Below are 18,347 nucleotides of genomic sequence, written 5' to 3'. Positions count from 1 at the left end.
ACTCTCTCCTCTAGTCATAAGCATATGAGAACAGTGTACACACCTTTTGGCTTACTTTCTATATCCAAAAATGATGCTATTGACCACTCCATATTTCCGTGTCATCATCATGTTATATGTGACAATGAGAGAAGGTGTCCGATGTATATTTATTTAGACCGCTCAAGTACTACACCGCTCTGGCAGCAAATCGTGACTGGGATCATTCAACAAATTCATTCCAAAAAACTGCATCCTCATGATCAGTTAACACCGACACGCGTATTAGCACAGGAGCTCAATGTATCAAGATCAACTATACAGCTTGCTTATGATGAACTGCTGGCAAGAGGATATGTCAGCACATCTAGAAGAGGCGGTACGAAGGTCATTTCGAGTGACCACTATGCGGCCTCCGCTCCCCATCAAGGTGAGCCGCCTTTTCCTCTTCTGGTAAGACCACACTTTCAAGAGGCGGAGAAACAAATGAACCACTGGCTGTCGGCCAATCAATTTCATGAGAAGCTTGATATTGATTTTCGTCATCAGGAACCAGCCATCGATGAACATTTCCAAAACATATGGAAACGCTCGCTCACAAAAGCATTACAGCGATTAGAGATGAAAGATTGGGGCTATTCCTCCCCGCATGGCCTATGGGAAGTACGTTCAGAAATACGCCAATACTTATCTGTAGAACGCGGCATTGATGTAGAGGAGGATCAAATCGTGTTAACAGGTGGCACGCAGCAAGCCATTGATTTGATTTCACAGGTATTGCTTAAAAAAGGCGATACAGTAGCTGTTGAAGATCCAGGCTTTCCTGGAGCAAGGCTTTCCTTTATGCATCGTGAAATGAACATTTATCCCGCGCCCGTCGATGACGAAGGAATTATGGTGAATACATTACCACGAAGAACAAAGCTGATTGCGGTGACGCCCTCCCATCAGCGTCCAACCGGTGTATGTATGAGTGTGAGCAGAAGGCAGCAACTGCTAAAATTTGCTGTCAGTCATCAGTCTTATATACTGGAAGATGATTTTGATGGAGATTATCGTTATCATGGCGGACCGCTTCCTTCCTTATTTTCAGAAGCATCAGGCCATGTGATTTATATCTTAAGCTTCTCCAAAGTGCTGGCACCCGGCATCCGCCTTGCTGCCATTATCGGCTCCAAAGCGGTCATAAAAGAAATCGCTTCCTTGCAATCACTCATTCAAAGACAGCTGCCCATTATGGAACAGATCACACTCGCCTCTTTTTTCAGAGAAGGAGAATTCACGCGATATGTCAGGCGAATGAGACAGCTATATAAAAAAAGACAGGCTGCCATGATGGATGCCCTTTTAACACAACAATTTGACAAGCACTTTCATATTTATGGAACAGATACGGGTCTTCATGTCTTTTTAGAAGGAGCGCCAGACTTTGACGAAAAAGGCAGTATTGAGGCAGCAAAAGCAGCAGGCATTGGCATTTATCCATTAAGTCCTTATTGTTTTGAGAGCAATCGAAAGGGATTACTGCTAGGCTTCGCCTGTACGGACGAAAACATGATTCAAGAAGGTGTGCGCCGCTTAAAGCAAATACTTTATATGTAAAAAAAGCCTGGAAGTCCGCCTTCCAAGCTTTTTACGTTGATTGCTGAATGCGGCCGACTTCTTCAATAAATGCAGCTGCCCTCTGCAATCCATCTTGTAGATGATGAGTAGCGGAAATAAACAGCTTTTCTTGATCTGGGCGCTTTAATAGCTGCTCCACCTGACCAATTCCTTTTTCAAATGAATGAAGACCTGTCTTTAATTGTTCATCTGCCTTTTGATAAGCGGCTGGAATTTCTTGATGAGCAAGCCCCTTTTGAATCACACGATCAAAGGCTTTCGTCGCCTTTTTCAATTTTTTATTTACTTGGATCTTTCCCTGTCCATCTGAAATAAATTGGTCGGTCATGTTTTCATAAGCTTCATTTAACTCATCCATATAACGCTGAACCCATTGTTCATACGCAGCTTCTTTTGTGTCTTGTTTTGAAGGCGATTGACCTGCTTGCTGACAGGCTGCTAGTAAGGTCACTATCAAGGTGAATAGCAGCAGCAATTGCGATTGTTTTTTCATACAGAGCCTCCATTTCTTATTCCCATTCGTTCATATCGGTCAAAATAGGAGGAGCCTTTACCACATACGAACACTTTGCAAGAAATGATTTCTTTTATTGTAACAGACGGCTCGTGTCACTTCTGTGATTTATGAATAATTGCTTGAAAATACGTCTAAGGATCCACATTTCTCTGTCATTTGGTGGACAGTCTACCGATACACACTCAATAGACGACTGGATATATGGATTTGGTTTCAACAAATTCATGTGCATGGTGGATGTTGTCGTGTCATCATAATGATGCCCCAACGAAGTCGCCTTGTCCTGTTGATTTATTGAAGTTTACCTTTACAAGCAATGTCAAGCTCTTCGACTACTTCACCATCTTGGATGAGATAGGCTTTTTCATGAAGATTGACAGCGGGACAAATATGATTTGGAATGATTTGCACCTTCTCACCGATCTGGACAGTCTGACGGAAGCCTTCGTGATAAATGATGGCATGCTCATCAAATACACTGGAAACAAATACATCATCAAAGTCTTTTACCTTGCCTAGTCCCTTTGTTTTCGTCAGCCCTTTTGTACGGGTTTGAGCCGTGAGCCCTTTGGCTCCAACATCTGTAATGACACGAGTATTTGTTGGCTTACTAATGACTGTCGTCAGGACGGCTGCTGCACAATGTGAAAAAGTGCCGATCACATTGGACTGAGAGGCATCCATGAAGATGTATGTGCCTGGGCGGATTTCGGTCACTCCCTTTGGAATATCAAATTGAAATAAGAACGGTGGTGTTGAACCTATGCTCACTACCTCTAGCAGCATGCCTGATTCTTTTGCAATCTGTGCAAATCGAAGCGTTCGATTCACAGCGTCTTCATATAATGTCTGACAATGCGCTTTACTTTCCGCCTTGTATGTATGACCATCATGAGAAAAAATCCCTTTTAAATGAACGAACTCACATGTTTTTATCGCCTGCAAGATTTGACGGAAATCACTCTCTTCAATGACACCAGACCTCTCTTCTCCAACCTCTATCTCAATTAAAACCTCCGCTTTTTTCTCTGCTCCACGAAAGACATCTTCAATTTGATGCACATGCTCTACACAATCTATTCCAAATGAAATGTGTATCGACTCTGCCAGCTTTCGAATTCGCTTCAGCTTTGTCTCACCTACAATTTGATTGGCGATAAAGATATCTGTTAGCCCATGCGCCGCCATCACTTCTGCTTCCCCTACTTTCGCTACAGTTAAGCCAGATGCGCCCATCTCCTCCTGCACCTTCGCAAGACTAGGTGTTTTATGTGTTTTCGTATGAGGACGCAGTTTGACTTGCTGACGGTCCGCATATTGCTGCATAGCAGCTAGATTCTCCATCATCACCTGTTTATCAATTAATAGCGCCGGTGTATCTAGTTCATCATAAGTCATCATCATATCCCCTTTTCTGTCGCTCATTATATAAAATTTTATACGTTGTACTTAAATTATATAATTTGTTATATAATTTGTTATATAATTTGTTATATAATTATCAATGTTTTTTTCTTCGAGAAAGTAAGACGATATGCTAAACATAAGGAGTCCAGCGGCTGGGCTGCCGCTGGTTTTAGTTAATATCTGTTCCGAAGCTCCCTTAATATAAAATCGTATACAAGGTTGAGCTGTTGTTCCTTTGGATACAGCATAAATTCTTGTTTTTTAGGAAGACCACCATCAAGGCGATCTTGAAATTTCGTTCGGAGATACGCTGTTCTGTGCACCTGACTCTCAAATGACTTATATGAGACATCGAGTTTGACGGTTTGCTCATTTGTAAAGATGACCACCGTGTCTCCGAGGGATGATTCCTGGAAGGTATGAATGTATTTGTGGGAGATCCAGCCGCACTGAGGACGGTTGGATGAATAGGTTGGGAAGAAATACAGATGATTGGATGAGTCAATCACAATGGGAGGCTTGTGGGATATTCCTGTTACTTCATATGTTCCCGCTTTTCTGCCTGCATAGCTTGAGCCGAAGAATCGGCAGCTGCGTTCAATAATTTGCAGAGGTTTTAATTCAACGTAAAAGCTTGTCTCTCTTTCTATGACTTTTGAATATACTCTTTTTCCTTCTTCAACCGGAAGGATCGCCATTGTTGTTTGATTAATGACGTATGAATCTAAAGGTGTTTCACTAATTCCTGACACTTCATTTCCTCCTGTGTTAATTTTTGGTTATTTTAGATACTATTAATCTATCACCAACATATAAGAAACGACAGGATTTTTTCAAAATTTATTAAAAATCATTTTTTTATCGTATTATTTAGTCCATTCGATCTATCGAAAAGCCTTTTTTAAGATATATCACATCGTGTCGATTGGACAAGAGGTGTCGATTTCGCTCAAAAATAAATTGTCTAAAAATTATAAATTCTTGTTGATTTTTTCTTCGCCAATCCATATACTATAAAAAAGGCATCGGGGGGATTCTTTATGAAAGAGAAAAAAACGTATGCTGAGCTCATGAAGTCCCGCAACACCCAAAAAACCGAAGAAAACGGCGTGACGATTTTAGACATCTATATTCAAATGGTTTTAGATGAGGCGCTTTATAAACAGCGCTTAACCTTCCTTAGAGAAGAGATTGATAAGGCACTGGATCAGCGTGATGAAAAACGATTCAACGACCTGTCAGCTCAATATGCAGAACACTGCTTACATTAATCATGATGATTTTACTTGCGGCAAAGAGGGCAGCAACTCGTCTCTTTACCGCAAGTTTTTTGTTTATCCATTTAAAATGGTTCCGCCATTGACATGCAGGATTTGTCCATTTATATAAGAGGAGTCTTCGCTCGCTAAAAATAAATAGCTCGGCGCAAGCTCTACTGGCTCACCAGGACGCTCCATTGGAACATCTCCGCCAAATTCAGAGACTTCCTTTTCCGTAAAGGTCGATGGAATGAGCGGTGTCCAAATGGGTCCCGGAGCTACCCCGTTTACTCTAATCCCTTGCTTAATGAGCGATAAAGATAATGATCTCGTAAATGTCACGACTGCCCCTTTTGTAGATGAATAGTCAATTAAGGTTTCATGACCTTTATAGGCTGTGACAGATGCGGTATTAATGATACTGCTTCCTTTTTTTAAATGAGGAAGTACCGCTTTTGTTAAGTAAAACATGGCAAAAATATTCGTTTGAAATGTTCGAAGAAGCTGATGTGAGGTAATCTGTTCAATGCTTTTTTGCGGATGCTGTTCCCCGGCGTTGTTCACCAAAATATCAATGGAACCGAATGCATCCTTCGTTTTTTTGACAACCTCGTTTGAAAACGACTCATCTCCTAAATCACCTGCAATTAAAATGGCGCGGCCTCCCGCCTTTTCAATATAGTCCTTCGTTTCCTCTGCATCACGGTGCTCACTCAAGTAAACAATGGCGACATTGGCGCCTTCCTTCGCAAATAAGACCGAGACTGCTCTTCCGATCCCGCTGTCCCCACCTGTCACAATGGCTGTTTTCCCTGCTAATTTTTTATCCGGCATCTCTCGATCAAAAACAGGCCTTGGATTCATTTTATATTCAAGACCTGGACGCTCACTTTGATGCTGAGGCGGCAATGTTTTCTTCGGCTGCTTTGTTGACACGTCTGACCACTCCTTCCTTTTATCTTGTTTATTTTTATGTGTTGGCTATTTTTTTATGTATGCCAGACTAGTTTCCTTTCAAATGTATGATTTTCTTCATTGTGGAAAAATTATACACAACAAGTCACTAACTGGAGGCGACAGTATGGAGCAAGAACATAAAGGATTGGAACAGGCAAAATCGTTATGGATAGCGGATAGTCAAAAGCATTTTTTTCCTACAGTAGATGAGGATCTCACAGCAGATGTCATCATTGTTGGCGGTGGTATTACCGGTATCGCTACCGCGTTTGAAATGACAGAACGCGGGCTGGATGTCATCATCATTGATGCTGATCAACTGCTGCAAGGTACGACCGGACATACGACAGCTAAGATTACCTCACAGCACGATGTTTACTACCATGAGCTGATCCAGCAAATTGGTATGCCCAAAGCCCGTTTGTATGTAGAAGCAAATGAGAAAGCAAAAGAGCTAATTCAAGCTCGCGTCCAAAAGTACGACATCGATTGTCAGCTAGAAGTCAAGGATGCGTACCTTTATACAAAGGAAGAAAGCGGTGTAAAAAAATTAAAAAAGGAATTAGATGCCTACAAACAGCTTGGGATTGATCGGGGATGGAAAACAGCGCTTCCTTTTGATGCTGACATCAAGGCTGCCCTAGCAATGACGCAGCAGGCACAGTTCCATCCCCTTCATTATCTCAATGCACTCATTGACCAGCTCCTAGAGCGTGGTGTACGTATTTATGAACAGACAACTGCTGTTGACGTAAAAGAAGGAAACCGCCCTGCTGTCGTCACAAAAGACGACCATCACCTGACAGGCCGCTATATCATATCCTGTTCGCACTTTCCTTTTTATGATGGAAAGGGACTTTATTTCACGCGCATTCACCCAGAGCAATCTTATGTGGTAGCAGCCAAAACAACGAAGCCGCTCCCAGATGGAATGTACTTAGGGATCGACCAGCCTGCTCATTCTTTAAGAACGACAGAATGGCATGGTGAGGAAGTCGTTCTCATCGGAGGAGAAGGTCATAAAACTGGACAAGGCGGGGATGAATCTGCTCACTATGAAGGACTAGAAAGGTTTGGAGACGCTACCCTTGGAATTGAAGAGGTGCTGTATCGCTGGTCGACACACGATATGGTCACAATGGATCAAATCCCTTACATTGGCCGCCTAACCAAGCACCATCAAAATATCTTCGTTGCGACCGGTTTTAGAAAATGGGGCATGACGACAAGCCACGCGGCAGCTACTCTTATCGGTGATTTGATTGAAGGAAAATCGAATCCATACGAATCCATTTTTACGCCATCAAGACCTGTTTCTGATTCTTTCGTCAAAGATTTCGTTAAAGAAAACAGCAATGTCGCTGCCAAGCTGATCAGTGGTAAATTAAAACGAACCGATCAAACCATTGATGATTTAAAGCCAGGTGAAGGCGGCATTGTATCGTATGAGCATAAAAAATGCGGCGCCTTTAAATCAGAGGATGGGAATATCTTTCTTGTCGATACAACGTGTACTCACCTAGGCTGTGAAGTCGCTTGGAATAATAGCGACCGCACTTGGGATTGCCCGTGTCACGGTTCACGTTTCTCCATTACTGGAGAGGTAGTAGAAGGCCCAGCAAAGAAACCACTAAAAAGGTCTTATAAAGAACAGTAAAATTTTACTGATCCCCTTTAAAAAATCCAATATTATCCGATAGATAATATAAAGTCTGATAATTTGTGATGATTATAGGGGGACAAAAACATTGTTATTTAAAAAAGAGACGAAAAGAAAAAACACTGCTTTTTTCACACAGCAGGATGATGGGATAAAACGTATCAACTTTTCTGACAATACGGATATCGCGAAACAAATTAAAATGATAGATCTGACGCAGCATGACCTATTTATTTTAAAACAGCTCAATCCAATTGTTCAGGAGGATATTGCACGTATCGTTGATAAATTTTATAAAAATTTAGAAGTCGAATCTTCCTTGATGCATATCATTCAAGATAATAGTTCTGTCGACCGTTTGAAAAAAACACTCCGCATTCATATTAGTGAAATGTTTGCAGGTGTGGTTGATGAAGCCTATGTGGCAAAACGAATTAAAATTGCGCAAGTTCATTTACGGATTGGCCTCCAGCCTAAGTGGTATATGGCTGCATTCCAGGACCTTCTGCTATCAATTATGGATTTATTTGCTCAGCATATCCAAGATTTCAAAGAATATCAGACAGCAGTCAAAGCGACGACAAAAATCTTAAATTTAGAGCAGCAGCTTGTCCTTGATACATTCCAAAATGAATATTCTAAAATTCGTGATGAAGCAGAACAGCAGCAGCAGGAGCTCCATACAAAAATCACAGAAACATCAAATTCACTTGCTTCTCTCTTCTCAAACACAACAAATGCCGTGGACAAGCTTGTATCAAAATCTGATGAGATGGCAGACATGTCGCAAGCTGGCACGCAAATTTCAGCACAGGTCGAGGAAAAATCGATTGGCGGTAAAAAAGAATTAGAGATTCAACAAACACAAATGAACCAAATTGATGGCAGCATGACAAAGATTGAAACAGAAATTAAGCGTTTAGAAGAAATCGCCAAACAGATTGAACAAATCTTTGGGATTGTCACAGGCATTGCAGAGCAGACGAACTTGTTATCTTTAAATGCTTCCATCGAATCTGCACGAGCAGGCGAACACGGAAAAGGCTTTGCTGTCGTCGCAAACGAGGTTCGTAAATTATCAGAGGACACAAAGAAAACGGTTTCAACCGTATCTGAACTCGTCAACAATACCAATTCACAAATCTCCATTGTGTCTCAGCACATTGGGGACGTGAATTTACTCGTGACAGATAGTAAAGAAAAAATGACTCAAATCAATTCGCTCTTCGATGATATCGTCAGCAGCATGAACTTAAGCAAAAATCAAAATGGAAAAATTGAAATAGACCTTCAAACCTTCCTGAACGAATTGAAGGAAGTCAAACAAACGGTTTCTCAAGTTGCCAGCTCAGTCGAATCCTTAACAAGTCTCACAAATCGCTAATCCAGTCTTTTTTCTTCTGCTTTAGTATAATAGAAGAAAAGATAGAAAAGGCGGGATTTGATTGACAACAATTTGCCTAGTCAGGCACGGGGAAACAGATTGGAATGCAGCGAAACGAATTCAAGGACGAACAGATATCCCTTTAAATGATACTGGTAAATGGCAGGCTGAACAAACGGGTCTTTATTTGAAGGATGCCCATTGGGATGTTGTCATTTCCAGTCCACTCACAAGGGCAAAAGAAACAGCACACTTGATTTTAAAACATATAGATGCGCCTCTTGTCATCATGGATGATTTCATTGAGCGTGATTATGGCGATGCTGAAGGCATGTCATTTGAGGAGCGCCAAAAGCTTTTTCCAGATAAACAGTATCCAAATATGGAGCCGCTTGAAGCGATTCAAGATCGAATGGTAGAAGGCATTGAGAAAGTTAGAGCAGCCTATCCGAATCAACAAGTCCTGATCGTGGCACACGGCGCTGCCATCCATGCTTTACTCACCACCTTAGCGGATGAACATCTTGGTCTTGAGAACACGAGGCTCGTCAATGCTTGCTTAAATTATGTGGAATGGAAAGATGGTAAATGGAAGGTGCTTGATTACAACGTGGTCAGCCATTTAACTCAATCCTCTCCTACTTAAAGAACCTGTTATGTAAACAGGTTCTTTTTAAATGACAAAAACAATGATAAAATAGTATTTTTTTATATCGAAATTCGAAATAGATGCTAGACGTTTCTACCTATTTTAAGGCTTTTCGGGTATCGAATATTTCTCCGAAAATGGATCATAAGAAAAAAAGCACATTTCCTTTTTAATAGATAGCCGCTGAAATAGTAGTATAAACATATTTTACCATCATTTCCAAGTGACTTAATTCCCCAATTTTCGCTAGGACTTTCACAAAAATTCGGGTCTACTCTTATTTGCCTACTTCCCTTAAACTGAATATACAGAATAGTCAAACGGATCATTCTTATAGACTACGGATGATTATTCTGAAATAAGAAAAAAGGGATGTGGATTGTGCGTGAAAAAGAAAAATGTGATGACAAGTGTTTTATTGGCTGTCCCTCTTCTGTTTTCAGCAGGGTTTGGAGGCTCCATGGCAAATGCCGAGACGGTCTCAAAGTCAGATAGTGAAAAGAGCTATATTGTTGGCTTTAAAGCCTCTGCCACTACAAACAGCTCTAAGAAACAAGCCGTCACTCAAAATGGTGGAAAACTAGAAAAGCAATATCGTCTCATTAATGCCGCACAAGTAAAGATGTCCGAACAAGCCGCAAAAAAACTTGAACATGACCCTAGCATTGCTTACGTAGAAGAAGACCACAAAGCAGAAGCATATGCACAAACCGTCCCTTATGGAATCCCTCAAATCAAAGCTCCAGCTGTACACGCTCAAGGTTATAAAGGGGCTAATGTCAAAGTAGCTGTCCTTGATACGGGCATCCACGCTGCACACCCTGACTTAAATGTTGCAGGCGGTGCCAGCTTCGTCCCTTCAGAGCCAAATGCCACCCAAGACTTTCAATCACATGGAACTCACGTAGCCGGAACCATTGCTGCCCTTGATAACACAATTGGTGTTCTTGGGGTCGCTCCAAGTGCTTCCCTATATGCTGTTAAAGTATTAGACCGCTATGGCGACGGACAATATAGCTGGATCATTAGCGGTATTGAATGGGCAGTAGCCAATAATATGGATGTCATCAACATGAGCTTAGGCGGACCAAATGGTTCAACAGCGCTTAAAAATGCCGTTGATACAGCGAATAACCGCGGAGTCGTTGTTGTGGCGGCTGCAGGTAACTCAGGTTCCACTGGTTCTACTAGTACAGTTGGCTATCCAGCAAAATATGATTCTACCATTGCCGTTGCCAATGTAAACAGCAACAATGTCAGAAATTCGTCTTCTAGCGCAGGTCCTGAATTAGATGTTTCTGCACCTGGTACTTCTATTTTAAGTACAGTACCAAGCAGTGGATACACATCTTATACTGGAACGTCTATGGCGTCTCCTCATGTAGCAGGAGCAGCAGCGCTTATCCTTTCTAAGTACCCGAATCTATCAACTTCTCAGGTTCGCCAGCGCTTAGAAAACACAGCAACACCGCTTGGTAACTCCTTCTATTACGGAAAAGGGTTAATCAACGTTCAAGCGGCTTCTAACTAAACAATAAATAAAATCCGGCTAATACAGCCGGATTTTTTTATTTATTGCTTCCTCGACGTTTCCTCTTTTTCCGCTGCTTTTTCCATTTCCATGATTCTCTCCATCATAGTTGGGTGCCCGTAGCGGAAGACCTTCACTAAAAGTGGCGGATTCACCTGAGACAGCCCTGATTTTGCAAGCTTTTGAAAAGACGTCACCCCTGCCTTTCCGTCTTTTGTCAGGTTTAGCGCATACTCATCAGCTGCACGTTCTTGATGTCTTGAAACTGCATTTGTAAAAGGTGATGCTGCAAATGACAGCATCGATACAATCATGAGAAGAATCGGAAGAGCAGCGATGTCGCGCGGCTCCCTCAGCCGAAATAGAACTGCTCCTTTACGATAGAAATAAAAATAGAGACGGTCGATCGCAAAAAATCCCGCAAGTGACAGTACTAGATATCCTGCTAATCCTATATAGACATGCTTCATGACGTAATGTCCCATTTCATGTGCCATGATAAATAAAATTTCGCGATCTTTCAGCTTTTGCAGTGTCGTATCCCATAACACAATACGCTTATTTTCACCAATTCCTGTGACATAAGCATTCATCGTGTTCGTTTTCTCAGACATATTGACCTCATATACATGACCTGCCGGGATATGAGCTTTGTCTGCAAGTGTTAAGATCTTGTTCTCAAGAGCTTGATCCTTTAGTGGATAAAAATTGTTATATAACGGATCAATGACGACCGGCTGTATAAAGAAGAGAAATAGCGTGAATGGAACTGTCAAACACCAGGCATACAGCCACCAGCGCTTTCTTCTTTTTTGAATAAGCCAAAAGAATACAATTGCACATAGAGCAAGAAGCGGATATTGAATCCAGAAATCTAGAATTTGATCTTTCAACCAGCTTGCCGTACTTTGAGCAGATACTCCGTAGTGCAAAGACAGCTGATAACCAATCCACTTAATGGGAAGTGAGATCAGCATTGTCAAAAGCGATAGCACAAACACATATACAAGTTTACTTAAAAATGTGAAACGAGCTGCTGCCAGGCTCCATTCTTCTAATTTTCGTGAAAACCCTGAAATGAGCAGAAGAAAAAAGACATACCAATCTAATGGAATTGTCATGAAAAATAGCAAGTTACGTAATCTCGAGAAATTCTCGCTGATGACAAGCTCATGGCTTGTCATAAAGGTATGCGGATCTGCACTTGTTCCTTTTACACTATCAGGAACCGCTGCATCCCCAAATAGAAACAAATAAGAATAAATAAAAAGACCGTACAATATGTATGCTACCGTTGCAAGAGCTACCCATTTACGTACTCGCACAGGTCAGCCTCCTTTCCATCCCTCTCTCTATTCTAATCATCCATTATTTTGTTTAGAACCTGTCTCATGTGGCTCCATCATAGCATGCCCTATCTGAAAAAGCTTTCACGAAAAAAATGATTATGCTACTCGAAAATCGGAGATGCTACATATAAAATAGAGAGTTGGAGGATCGAAATGAAGAAAATCCTTGCAGGAGTTGTGATCTTTGGACTTTTACTTATTACCTTCTTTTATGTATTCAGCCGGACGAGCGAAATCTTTGATGAGAATCGAGCTGAAAAATTGCTCCTTTCATCTGAAAACGAGTCCACTTCTTATGAAATAGATGATAAGGACACAGCAGAAGACTTAATAGAAGAATTAAACAAAGGCAAACAAACAAGCAATCATCTCAAGAAAAATTTAAAGAAACCAAATTATATCGCCAAGGTGATGTACGGCCGAACAAACGGCACCACCTTTCAGCTTTGGACAAACCGTTCACAGGTCGTTTTTTTAGTAGATGGGACTTATTATGAGCTGAATCAAAAACAGTCTAATTCTTTTCAGAAACAGTTAAAAGAAGCCATTCTAAAGGGCTGAAATTTTATTTTATCCCTTTGTCTTCTTATCAGCGTGATAGAACCTTAGCACACTAAGGGAGTCTCTTCATAAGAGACCCCCTTTTCTTATTTACTTTCCTCTGCTTGATACTTTTCCTTTAGTGCTCTTCTTAAAATTTTACCTGTTGTGTTCTTTGGAATATCATCTATGAAATGGATCGTTTGGGGCTGCTTATATTTCGCTAAAAAGCGTGAACAATGTGTGATGATGTCTTCTTGATCGATGTGAGCATGTTTCTTGGGGGAAATGTAACAGACGACAGCCTCTCCGGTGTTCGGATCTGGCACACCGATGACAACGGCTTCTGCTACAGCTTCATGTTGATAAAGCACTTCTTCTACTTCTCTTGGATACACATTATAACCGCCAACAAGAATCATATCCTTTTTCCGATCGACAATATAAATGTATCCTTCTTCATCTCTTCTTGCTAAATCACCGGTGTACAGCCATCCGTCTCTTAGTGCAGCTTCAGTATCTTCTGGCATTTGATAATAGCCTTTCATAATGTTGGGTCCTTTTGCTATGAGCTCTCCGACTTCATTTGGACCGACTTCTTCTCCCAGTTCATTCACAATCTTATTCTTCACATTCATAATGTCGGTCCCGACTGAACCGGGTTTTCTTTTTCCATCAAGAGGATTGAATGCAGTTACTGGGGAAGCCTCTGATAATCCGTAACCCTCCAGCACCGTGACACCAAATTTTTTCTCAAAACCGTGAAGTAAAGCAACAGGCATTGAGGCACCGCCTGATATACAAATCCTCACAGAGGACATTGCTTTCTCATGCCCTTCCTGGCGGTACAAATAGTTATACATAGTTGGAACACCAACAAATAACGTTGGCTTCTCTTTTTCCATCATACGCAAAAGCTCTGATGGGCTGAAATGCGGCAGGACATAGATGGTCGCGCCATGAATCAATGGTGCATTCATACAAACCGTTAAACAAAATACGTGGAACATCGGCAATGCGGCGATCACCTTGTCCTTTTCATCAATGGATAGGTACTCAGCAACGTCTCTGGCATTTGAATACAGGTTGAAATGAGTCAGCATCGCACCCTTTGGTTTTCCTGTCGTGCCAGATGTAAATAAAATAACTGCCGTATCGTCCTGATGAATAGATGGATGCACGTTCTCTTTCGAATGACCAGACACAAGCTTTCCAAAGAAGACAAGTTGATCTGATACTTCCTTAAAACTTGATCTGCACGCAGATTCAATTTCTGCACAAATAATCACCCGTTCAATAGACGGAAGCTGTTCATACACTTGCTCGTACACTGGTAGCAGTTGTTCAGGGGCAACAATGCCTTTTACATCACCTGTAATCAGCATATAGCCAATTTCACTAGGCGTGTATGTTGGATTGATTGGTACTACGACAAGCCCGGCTTTTAAAGCACCAAAAAAAGAAATGACAAAATGCGGTGAATTTCCTAAAATAAGCGCGATATGATCCCCGGCTTGAAATCCTTCGCCCACTAATCCATCTGCAAAGCGCTCGATACTTGTCATGAGCTCTCGATAGGTCCACTGATTTCCTTCAAAGATCAGTGCGATATCTTCTCCTTTCGTCATCGCCGTCTGCTCTAGATTTTTGATCAAATCCATTCTCCCACCCCTTACATGTCATCAATGAATGAATAACCATTCATTTTATGGCCAAACATTCCTCCTTTCTATTATAATAGACAATCGAAAAAATCCACAAGATCAAATGTAAATCGCTTTCAATTCTTTCAATCAAAAAAGCACCGCTATCTCTAGCCGTGCTTGTCCCTCTTAATAAATCAAATCAAGAAAATCCTCTTTTGATACATTGCCGAAGTAGTGGCGCATGTCCATATCTTCTAATACGTCGCTGATCGTTTTGCGATCATATTGTTGCCCAATGAGTCTTTTTTCAATATCAGCAATATCCCCTACACCGAAGAAATCACCAAAGATCTTGCAGTCCTGGATCATCCCTTTTTTCACTTCTAATCGAAGATCAATGGAGCCTGCTGAGAATCTTTTAGAATGCTGTAAATTAAATTTCGGTGAACGGCCGTAGTTCCATTCCCATTTTTGATATCGATCCCGGGAAATCTCGTGAATCTTTTCCCAATCCTTCTCAGTCAACTGATATTGAGGAACATCCCCATTCGTATCGAAAATGTAGCTTAACAGAATTTTTCTAAATTCTTCTGTTGTCATCTTTTGATCCATTAATTCACTAATATTGGCAACCCTGCTCCTAATGGATTTAATGCCTTTTGATTCAATCTTTTCTTTTTTCACATTTAAAGCCGAAACAACATGTTCAATTTCTGAATCAAATAGCAGCGTGCCATGGCTGAAAATACGTCCTCGTGTTGCGAACTGGGCATTTCCAGAAATTTTTCGACCTTCTGCCATGATGTCATTTCTGCCACTTAATTCAGCTTTGACGCCTAGCTTTTCAAGCGCTTGGATGACTGGCTCCGTAAACTTTTTAAAATTATGGAAGCTGTCCCCATCGTCTTTTGTGATAAAGCTGAAGTTTAAGTTTCCTTTGTCATGGTAAACTGCGCCACCACCGGACAGGCGGCGGACAACTTTGATGCCGTTGTCTTCCACATACTTCGTGTTGATTTCTTCTATTGTATTTTGGTTCTTTCCTATAATAATCGACGGCTGGTTAATATAGAACAGCAAGTACGTTTCTTCTGGGTCTAAATATTTTAAGCAATATTCTTCAATTGCCAAATTAATCATTGGATCATAATGTTGTTCGTTATCGATAAACAGCATCTCTATCTTCCTTCCTTGTTCCATCTAAGCCCTGAATGGGCAAGCTGTATATTGCCAGTATATAACGCCTGTGCTTCATTGACTAGGTCTTTATGACGACCAAAATGGGGCAGGTGGGTGATGATCAATTCTCCAACATTTGCTTCCTTTGCAAGCTTGCCCACCTCTGTACTATTCATATGTCCTGCACTCGATCCATCCTGTCCAGCGTAAAAATTGCTTTCAGCAATCAGTAGATCTGCATCCTTGCTAAATGGGATAAATGCCTCCTGATAACTTGAGTCTGCTGTATACACCACCACAGCATCCCCCGCCTGAATTCTCATCGCATAGCATTCTGCCGGATGAACCGTTTTCAAAAAATCAATTTGAAATGGACCAATTTGAATACCCTCTTCTGGCTGATAAGCCTTTGCCTTAGTATGTACATCATCCGCAAGCCGCCCAAATGCTTCTTGATTACCTGTATGTCCATAGATCGGAAGCGGACCGCTGCTTTTTCCTAAATGATATCCCACTAGCTTCGCATATTGGAGTGGTCCGATATCTGCAATATGATCGTGGTGATAATGAGAAAGGAGAACAGCATCTAGTTCTTCTATATCTATGTATTGCTGCAGTTTGGAAAGAACACCGCTTCCGCAGTCTACAAGTAGACGAAAGCCATCTGATTCAAAAAGATACCCTGACGTCGCTTCACCAGCGGCCGGGAATCCTCCGTAGCATCCAATGACAGTTAATTTCATCGTCATTTTTCCCTCCTTTTCTAAAAATCCCCTTCTTACAATATACCCATTTTTCATAAAAAAAGCATTCTTCTTGCCTATTGTTACAAAACAGATTGACAATTATTAATCTGTTATAATACAATAATAGCAACAAAACGTATTGGAGGATGACAAATGCTAGGAAAAATCACAGAATTTTTTAGAAATTTGCCTTCAAAAAAATGCACAAAATGTGGAAATGATTTAATGGAACAACACGAGTGTTACGGTAATGAATGTGAGGAATGCTCACAAGTAAGTTATCTTAAATAAGGTAATAAATTGAATTAAAAAGCACTTTTTTCCTCCGTCGTCAGTTGGAGTCAAAAGTGCTTTTTATTTTTTCTGAAAAATAGGTAAAAAGGTAAAACCCTTGTCCTAAAAGGGTTTTTTAGTATTTTCATCTGATGAGTTTTAGTTCCGAAGGCACTTTTTATTGACTTGAATCAATAAAGGAGGTTCTAAATGTTCATTTTTTCAAACAATTTTGTATTTTCTTAATATAATTTAATCGTGGACGAACCTCTTTAATTTTAGTTATACTTTATTTCATATATTAAAACTTAATATGATGGGAATATTCCTTTAATGAATATGCTAGGGAGGAAATCTATGAAAAAATTAAAATTTGGATTAGCGACACAAATCCTAATCGGTCTTATTCTCGGTGTCGTTGTTGGGGCAATCTTTTTCGGTAACCCAGGCGTTGAGACTTATTTAAAACCAATTGGAGACTTCTTCTTAAGACTCATTAAGATGATTGTTATACCAATTGTCGTATCTAGCTTAATTTTAGGAGTTGCAGGTGCCGGTGATGGTAAAAAGGTAGGGAAGCTTGGTTTTAGAACCATTCTTTATTTTGAAATTATCACAACATTTGCGATTATCCTTGGTCTTGTGCTTGCTAACTTTGTTCAACCTGGTGCAGGCGTTGACTTTGGAAATACGGAAAAACAAGATATTAGCCAGTATGTTGAAACGGAAAAAGAGCAAAGCAGCAAATCAGTTGCTGATACGTTCCTTCATATCGTTCCAACGAACTTCTTCCAATCATTGGCGGAAGGTGATTTGCTTGCGATTATTTTCTTCACTGTGCTATTTGCTCTTGGCGTTTCTGCCATTGGTGAACGCGGCAAACCAGTGCTCGCCTTCTTTGAAGGTGTATCACACGCCATGTTCCATGTCGTCAATGTTGTGATGAAAGCTGCACCATTTGGTGTCTTCGCACTCATTGGCGTGACTGTATCAAAATTTGGTCTTGAATCTCTTATTTCATTAGGTAAGCTTGTAGGTCTTGTTTATTTTGCGCTCGCTCTCTTCCTTATCGTTGTATTCGGAATTATTGGAAAGATGATTGGCGTCAATATTTTCAGATTTCTTGCTTACATGAAAGACGAAATGCTTCTTGCCTTTAGTACATCAAGCTCTGAAACAGTTTTACCAAGAGTCATGGATAAAATGGAGCGCATTGGATGTCCGAAGGGAATTGTTTCTTTTGTTATCCCAATCGGTTATACGTTTAACCTGGACGGCTCCGTCTTGTATCAAGCGATTGCTGCGCTTTTCCTTGCACAGGTATACGGCATTGACCTCACGATCGTCCAGCAGCTCACACTTGTTCTTGTGCTGATGGTGACATCTAAAGGAATGGCTGCCGTTCCTGGTACGTCCTTTGTTGTATTACTCGCCACATTAGGAACGATTGGTGTTCCTGCTGAAGGTCTTGCATTTATTGCAGGTGTGGATCGTATCATGGATATGGCGCGAACAGTTGTTAACTTAACAGGAAATGCACTTGCAGCTGTTGTGATGTCTAAATGGGAAGGGCAATATGACCCTGAAAAAGGACATCGCGTGATGACTGGACAAGATGTACCTGAACCGACACAGCTTTCAAGCTAAT

General features: G+C 41.0%; 17 protein-coding genes. 9 read left to right on the top strand and 8 right to left on the bottom strand.

The genetic code is table 11. The features are described from left to right. Positions 1 to 141: 141 nt before the first annotated feature. A complete protein-coding gene (locus tag MHH54_RS05245; protein ID WP_342500768.1) occupies positions 142 to 1,581 on the top strand; it encodes a PLP-dependent aminotransferase family protein in 1,440 nt (479 codons plus the stop codon). 31 nt (positions 1,582 to 1,612) lie between these two features. Here MHH54_RS05245 and MHH54_RS05240 read toward each other — a convergent pair whose 3' ends face one another. The 3 genes from MHH54_RS05240 to MHH54_RS05230 form a co-directional block, all read right to left on the bottom strand. Further along, a complete protein-coding gene (locus tag MHH54_RS05240) occupies positions 1,613 to 2,095 on the bottom strand; it encodes a hypothetical protein (RefSeq protein WP_003211388.1) in 483 nt (160 codons plus the stop codon). A 315-nt stretch (positions 2,096 to 2,410) separates the two neighbouring features. Further along, positions 2,411 to 3,517 (bottom strand): D-TA family PLP-dependent enzyme, encoded by a 1,107-nt coding sequence (locus MHH54_RS05235; protein WP_034620012.1) that lies wholly within the window; start codon positions 3,515 to 3,517, stop codon positions 2,411 to 2,413. Positions 3,518 to 3,699: 182 nt separating this feature from the next. Continuing rightward, positions 3,700 to 4,278 carry a competence protein ComK gene (locus tag MHH54_RS05230; protein ID WP_003212419.1) on the bottom strand — a complete coding sequence of 193 codons (579 nt, stop codon included), beginning with the start codon at positions 4,276 to 4,278 and terminating at the stop codon, positions 3,700 to 3,702. Between the two features lie 288 nt (positions 4,279 to 4,566). On the opposite strand from MHH54_RS05230, the gene MHH54_RS05225 reads away from it, so the two are divergent. Continuing rightward, the gene (locus tag MHH54_RS05225) at positions 4,567 to 4,797 is read left to right on the top strand and encodes an IDEAL domain-containing protein (RefSeq protein ID WP_003210924.1); all 231 of its coding nucleotides are present in this window, start codon (positions 4,567 to 4,569) and stop codon (positions 4,795 to 4,797) included. Positions 4,798 to 4,860: 63 nt separating this feature from the next. Here the strand turns inward: MHH54_RS05225 and MHH54_RS05220 are convergent, their stop codons facing one another. Further along, on the bottom strand, positions 4,861 to 5,721 hold the full coding sequence (locus MHH54_RS05220; RefSeq protein ID WP_044140706.1) for an SDR family oxidoreductase: 861 nt from the start codon (positions 5,719 to 5,721) through the stop codon (positions 4,861 to 4,863). 145 nt (positions 5,722 to 5,866) lie between these two features. Between MHH54_RS05220 and MHH54_RS05215 the strand changes: the two genes are divergently transcribed. The 4 genes from MHH54_RS05215 to MHH54_RS05200 all read left to right on the top strand — a co-directional run bounded on the left by MHH54_RS05215 (position 5,867) and on the right by MHH54_RS05200 (position 10,966). Then, the gene (locus tag MHH54_RS05215) at positions 5,867 to 7,399 is read left to right on the top strand and encodes an FAD-dependent oxidoreductase (RefSeq protein WP_342500767.1); all 1,533 of its coding nucleotides are present in this window, start codon (positions 5,867 to 5,869) and stop codon (positions 7,397 to 7,399) included. A 91-nt stretch (positions 7,400 to 7,490) separates the two neighbouring features. Then, positions 7,491 to 8,786 (top strand): globin-coupled sensor protein, encoded by a 1,296-nt coding sequence (locus MHH54_RS05210; RefSeq protein WP_003211980.1) that lies wholly within the window; start codon positions 7,491 to 7,493, stop codon positions 8,784 to 8,786. Between the two features lie 61 nt (positions 8,787 to 8,847). Continuing rightward, positions 8,848 to 9,432 (top strand): histidine phosphatase family protein, encoded by a 585-nt coding sequence (locus tag MHH54_RS05205; RefSeq protein WP_003212274.1) that lies wholly within the window; start codon positions 8,848 to 8,850, stop codon positions 9,430 to 9,432. Positions 9,433 to 9,820: 388 nt separating this feature from the next. Beyond that, on the top strand, positions 9,821 to 10,966 hold the full coding sequence (locus MHH54_RS05200) for a S8 family peptidase (RefSeq protein WP_034620013.1): 1,146 nt from the start codon (positions 9,821 to 9,823) through the stop codon (positions 10,964 to 10,966). A 41-nt stretch (positions 10,967 to 11,007) separates the two neighbouring features. Here MHH54_RS05200 and MHH54_RS05195 read toward each other — a convergent pair whose 3' ends face one another. Further along, complete coding sequence (locus tag MHH54_RS05195) at positions 11,008 to 12,291, bottom strand: M48 family metallopeptidase (protein ID WP_342500766.1); 1,284 nt, start codon at positions 12,289 to 12,291, stop codon at positions 11,008 to 11,010. Positions 12,292 to 12,468: 177 nt separating this feature from the next. Between MHH54_RS05195 and MHH54_RS05190 the strand changes: the two genes are divergently transcribed. Further along, on the top strand, positions 12,469 to 12,876 hold the full coding sequence (locus tag MHH54_RS05190; RefSeq protein WP_342500765.1) for a sporulation protein: 408 nt from the start codon (positions 12,469 to 12,471) through the stop codon (positions 12,874 to 12,876). A gap of 86 nt (positions 12,877 to 12,962) precedes the next feature. On the opposite strand, the gene MHH54_RS05185 is transcribed toward MHH54_RS05190, so the two are convergent. The 3 genes from MHH54_RS05185 to MHH54_RS05175 form a co-directional block, all read right to left on the bottom strand. Continuing rightward, the gene (locus MHH54_RS05185) at positions 12,963 to 14,516 is read right to left on the bottom strand and encodes a fatty acid--CoA ligase family protein (protein ID WP_342500764.1); all 1,554 of its coding nucleotides are present in this window, start codon (positions 14,514 to 14,516) and stop codon (positions 12,963 to 12,965) included. A 171-nt stretch (positions 14,517 to 14,687) separates the two neighbouring features. Further along, complete coding sequence (locus MHH54_RS05180; RefSeq protein WP_137054826.1) at positions 14,688 to 15,677, bottom strand: lipoate--protein ligase; 990 nt, start codon at positions 15,675 to 15,677, stop codon at positions 14,688 to 14,690. Positions 15,678 to 15,679: 2 nt separating this feature from the next. Beyond that, positions 15,680 to 16,423 carry an MBL fold metallo-hydrolase gene (locus MHH54_RS05175; RefSeq protein WP_034620060.1) on the bottom strand — a complete coding sequence of 248 codons (744 nt, stop codon included), beginning with the start codon at positions 16,421 to 16,423 and terminating at the stop codon, positions 15,680 to 15,682. Between the two features lie 156 nt (positions 16,424 to 16,579). Between MHH54_RS05175 and yhfH the strand changes: the two genes are divergently transcribed. Both yhfH and MHH54_RS05165 read left to right on the top strand, forming a co-directional pair. Beyond that, complete coding sequence (gene yhfH, locus MHH54_RS05170; RefSeq protein ID WP_008359029.1) at positions 16,580 to 16,717, top strand: protein YhfH; 138 nt, start codon at positions 16,580 to 16,582, stop codon at positions 16,715 to 16,717. Between the two features lie 339 nt (positions 16,718 to 17,056). Then, positions 17,057 to 18,346 (top strand): cation:dicarboxylase symporter family transporter, encoded by a 1,290-nt coding sequence (locus MHH54_RS05165; RefSeq protein ID WP_003211494.1) that lies wholly within the window; start codon positions 17,057 to 17,059, stop codon positions 18,344 to 18,346. Position 18,347: the final 1 nt, after the last annotated feature.

It is taken from the genome of Bacillus sp. FSL K6-4563, from assembly GCF_038630405.1.
In the GTDB taxonomy this organism is placed as follows: domain Bacteria; phylum Bacillota; class Bacilli; order Bacillales; family Bacillaceae; genus Bacillus; species Bacillus pumilus.
This window is presented reverse-complemented; position numbering and strand designations above follow the sequence as displayed.

Coding starts and splice junctions, on each gene's coding strand:
- MHH54_RS05245 (WP_342500768.1), top strand. CDS start 142: ATGTATATTTATTTAGACCGCTCAAGTACTACACCGCTCTGGCAGCAA.
- MHH54_RS05240 (WP_003211388.1), bottom strand. CDS start 2,095: ATGAAAAAACAATCGCAATTGCTGCTGCTATTCACCTTGATAGTGACC.
- MHH54_RS05235 (WP_034620012.1), bottom strand. CDS start 3,517: ATGACTTATGATGAACTAGATACACCGGCGCTATTAATTGATAAACAG.
- MHH54_RS05225 (WP_003210924.1), top strand. CDS start 4,567: ATGAAAGAGAAAAAAACGTATGCTGAGCTCATGAAGTCCCGCAACACC.
- MHH54_RS05215 (WP_342500767.1), top strand. CDS start 5,867: ATGGAGCAAGAACATAAAGGATTGGAACAGGCAAAATCGTTATGGATA.
- MHH54_RS05190 (WP_342500765.1), top strand. CDS start 12,469: ATGAAGAAAATCCTTGCAGGAGTTGTGATCTTTGGACTTTTACTTATT.
- MHH54_RS05185 (WP_342500764.1), bottom strand. CDS start 14,516: ATGGATTTGATCAAAAATCTAGAGCAGACGGCGATGACGAAAGGAGAA.
- MHH54_RS05180 (WP_137054826.1), bottom strand. CDS start 15,677: ATGCTGTTTATCGATAACGAACAACATTATGATCCAATGATTAATTTG.
- MHH54_RS05175 (WP_034620060.1), bottom strand. CDS start 16,423: ATGAAATTAACTGTCATTGGATGCTACGGAGGATTCCCGGCCGCTGGT.
- yhfH (WP_008359029.1), top strand. CDS start 16,580: ATGCTAGGAAAAATCACAGAATTTTTTAGAAATTTGCCTTCAAAAAAA.
- MHH54_RS05165 (WP_003211494.1), top strand. CDS start 17,057: ATGAAAAAATTAAAATTTGGATTAGCGACACAAATCCTAATCGGTCTT.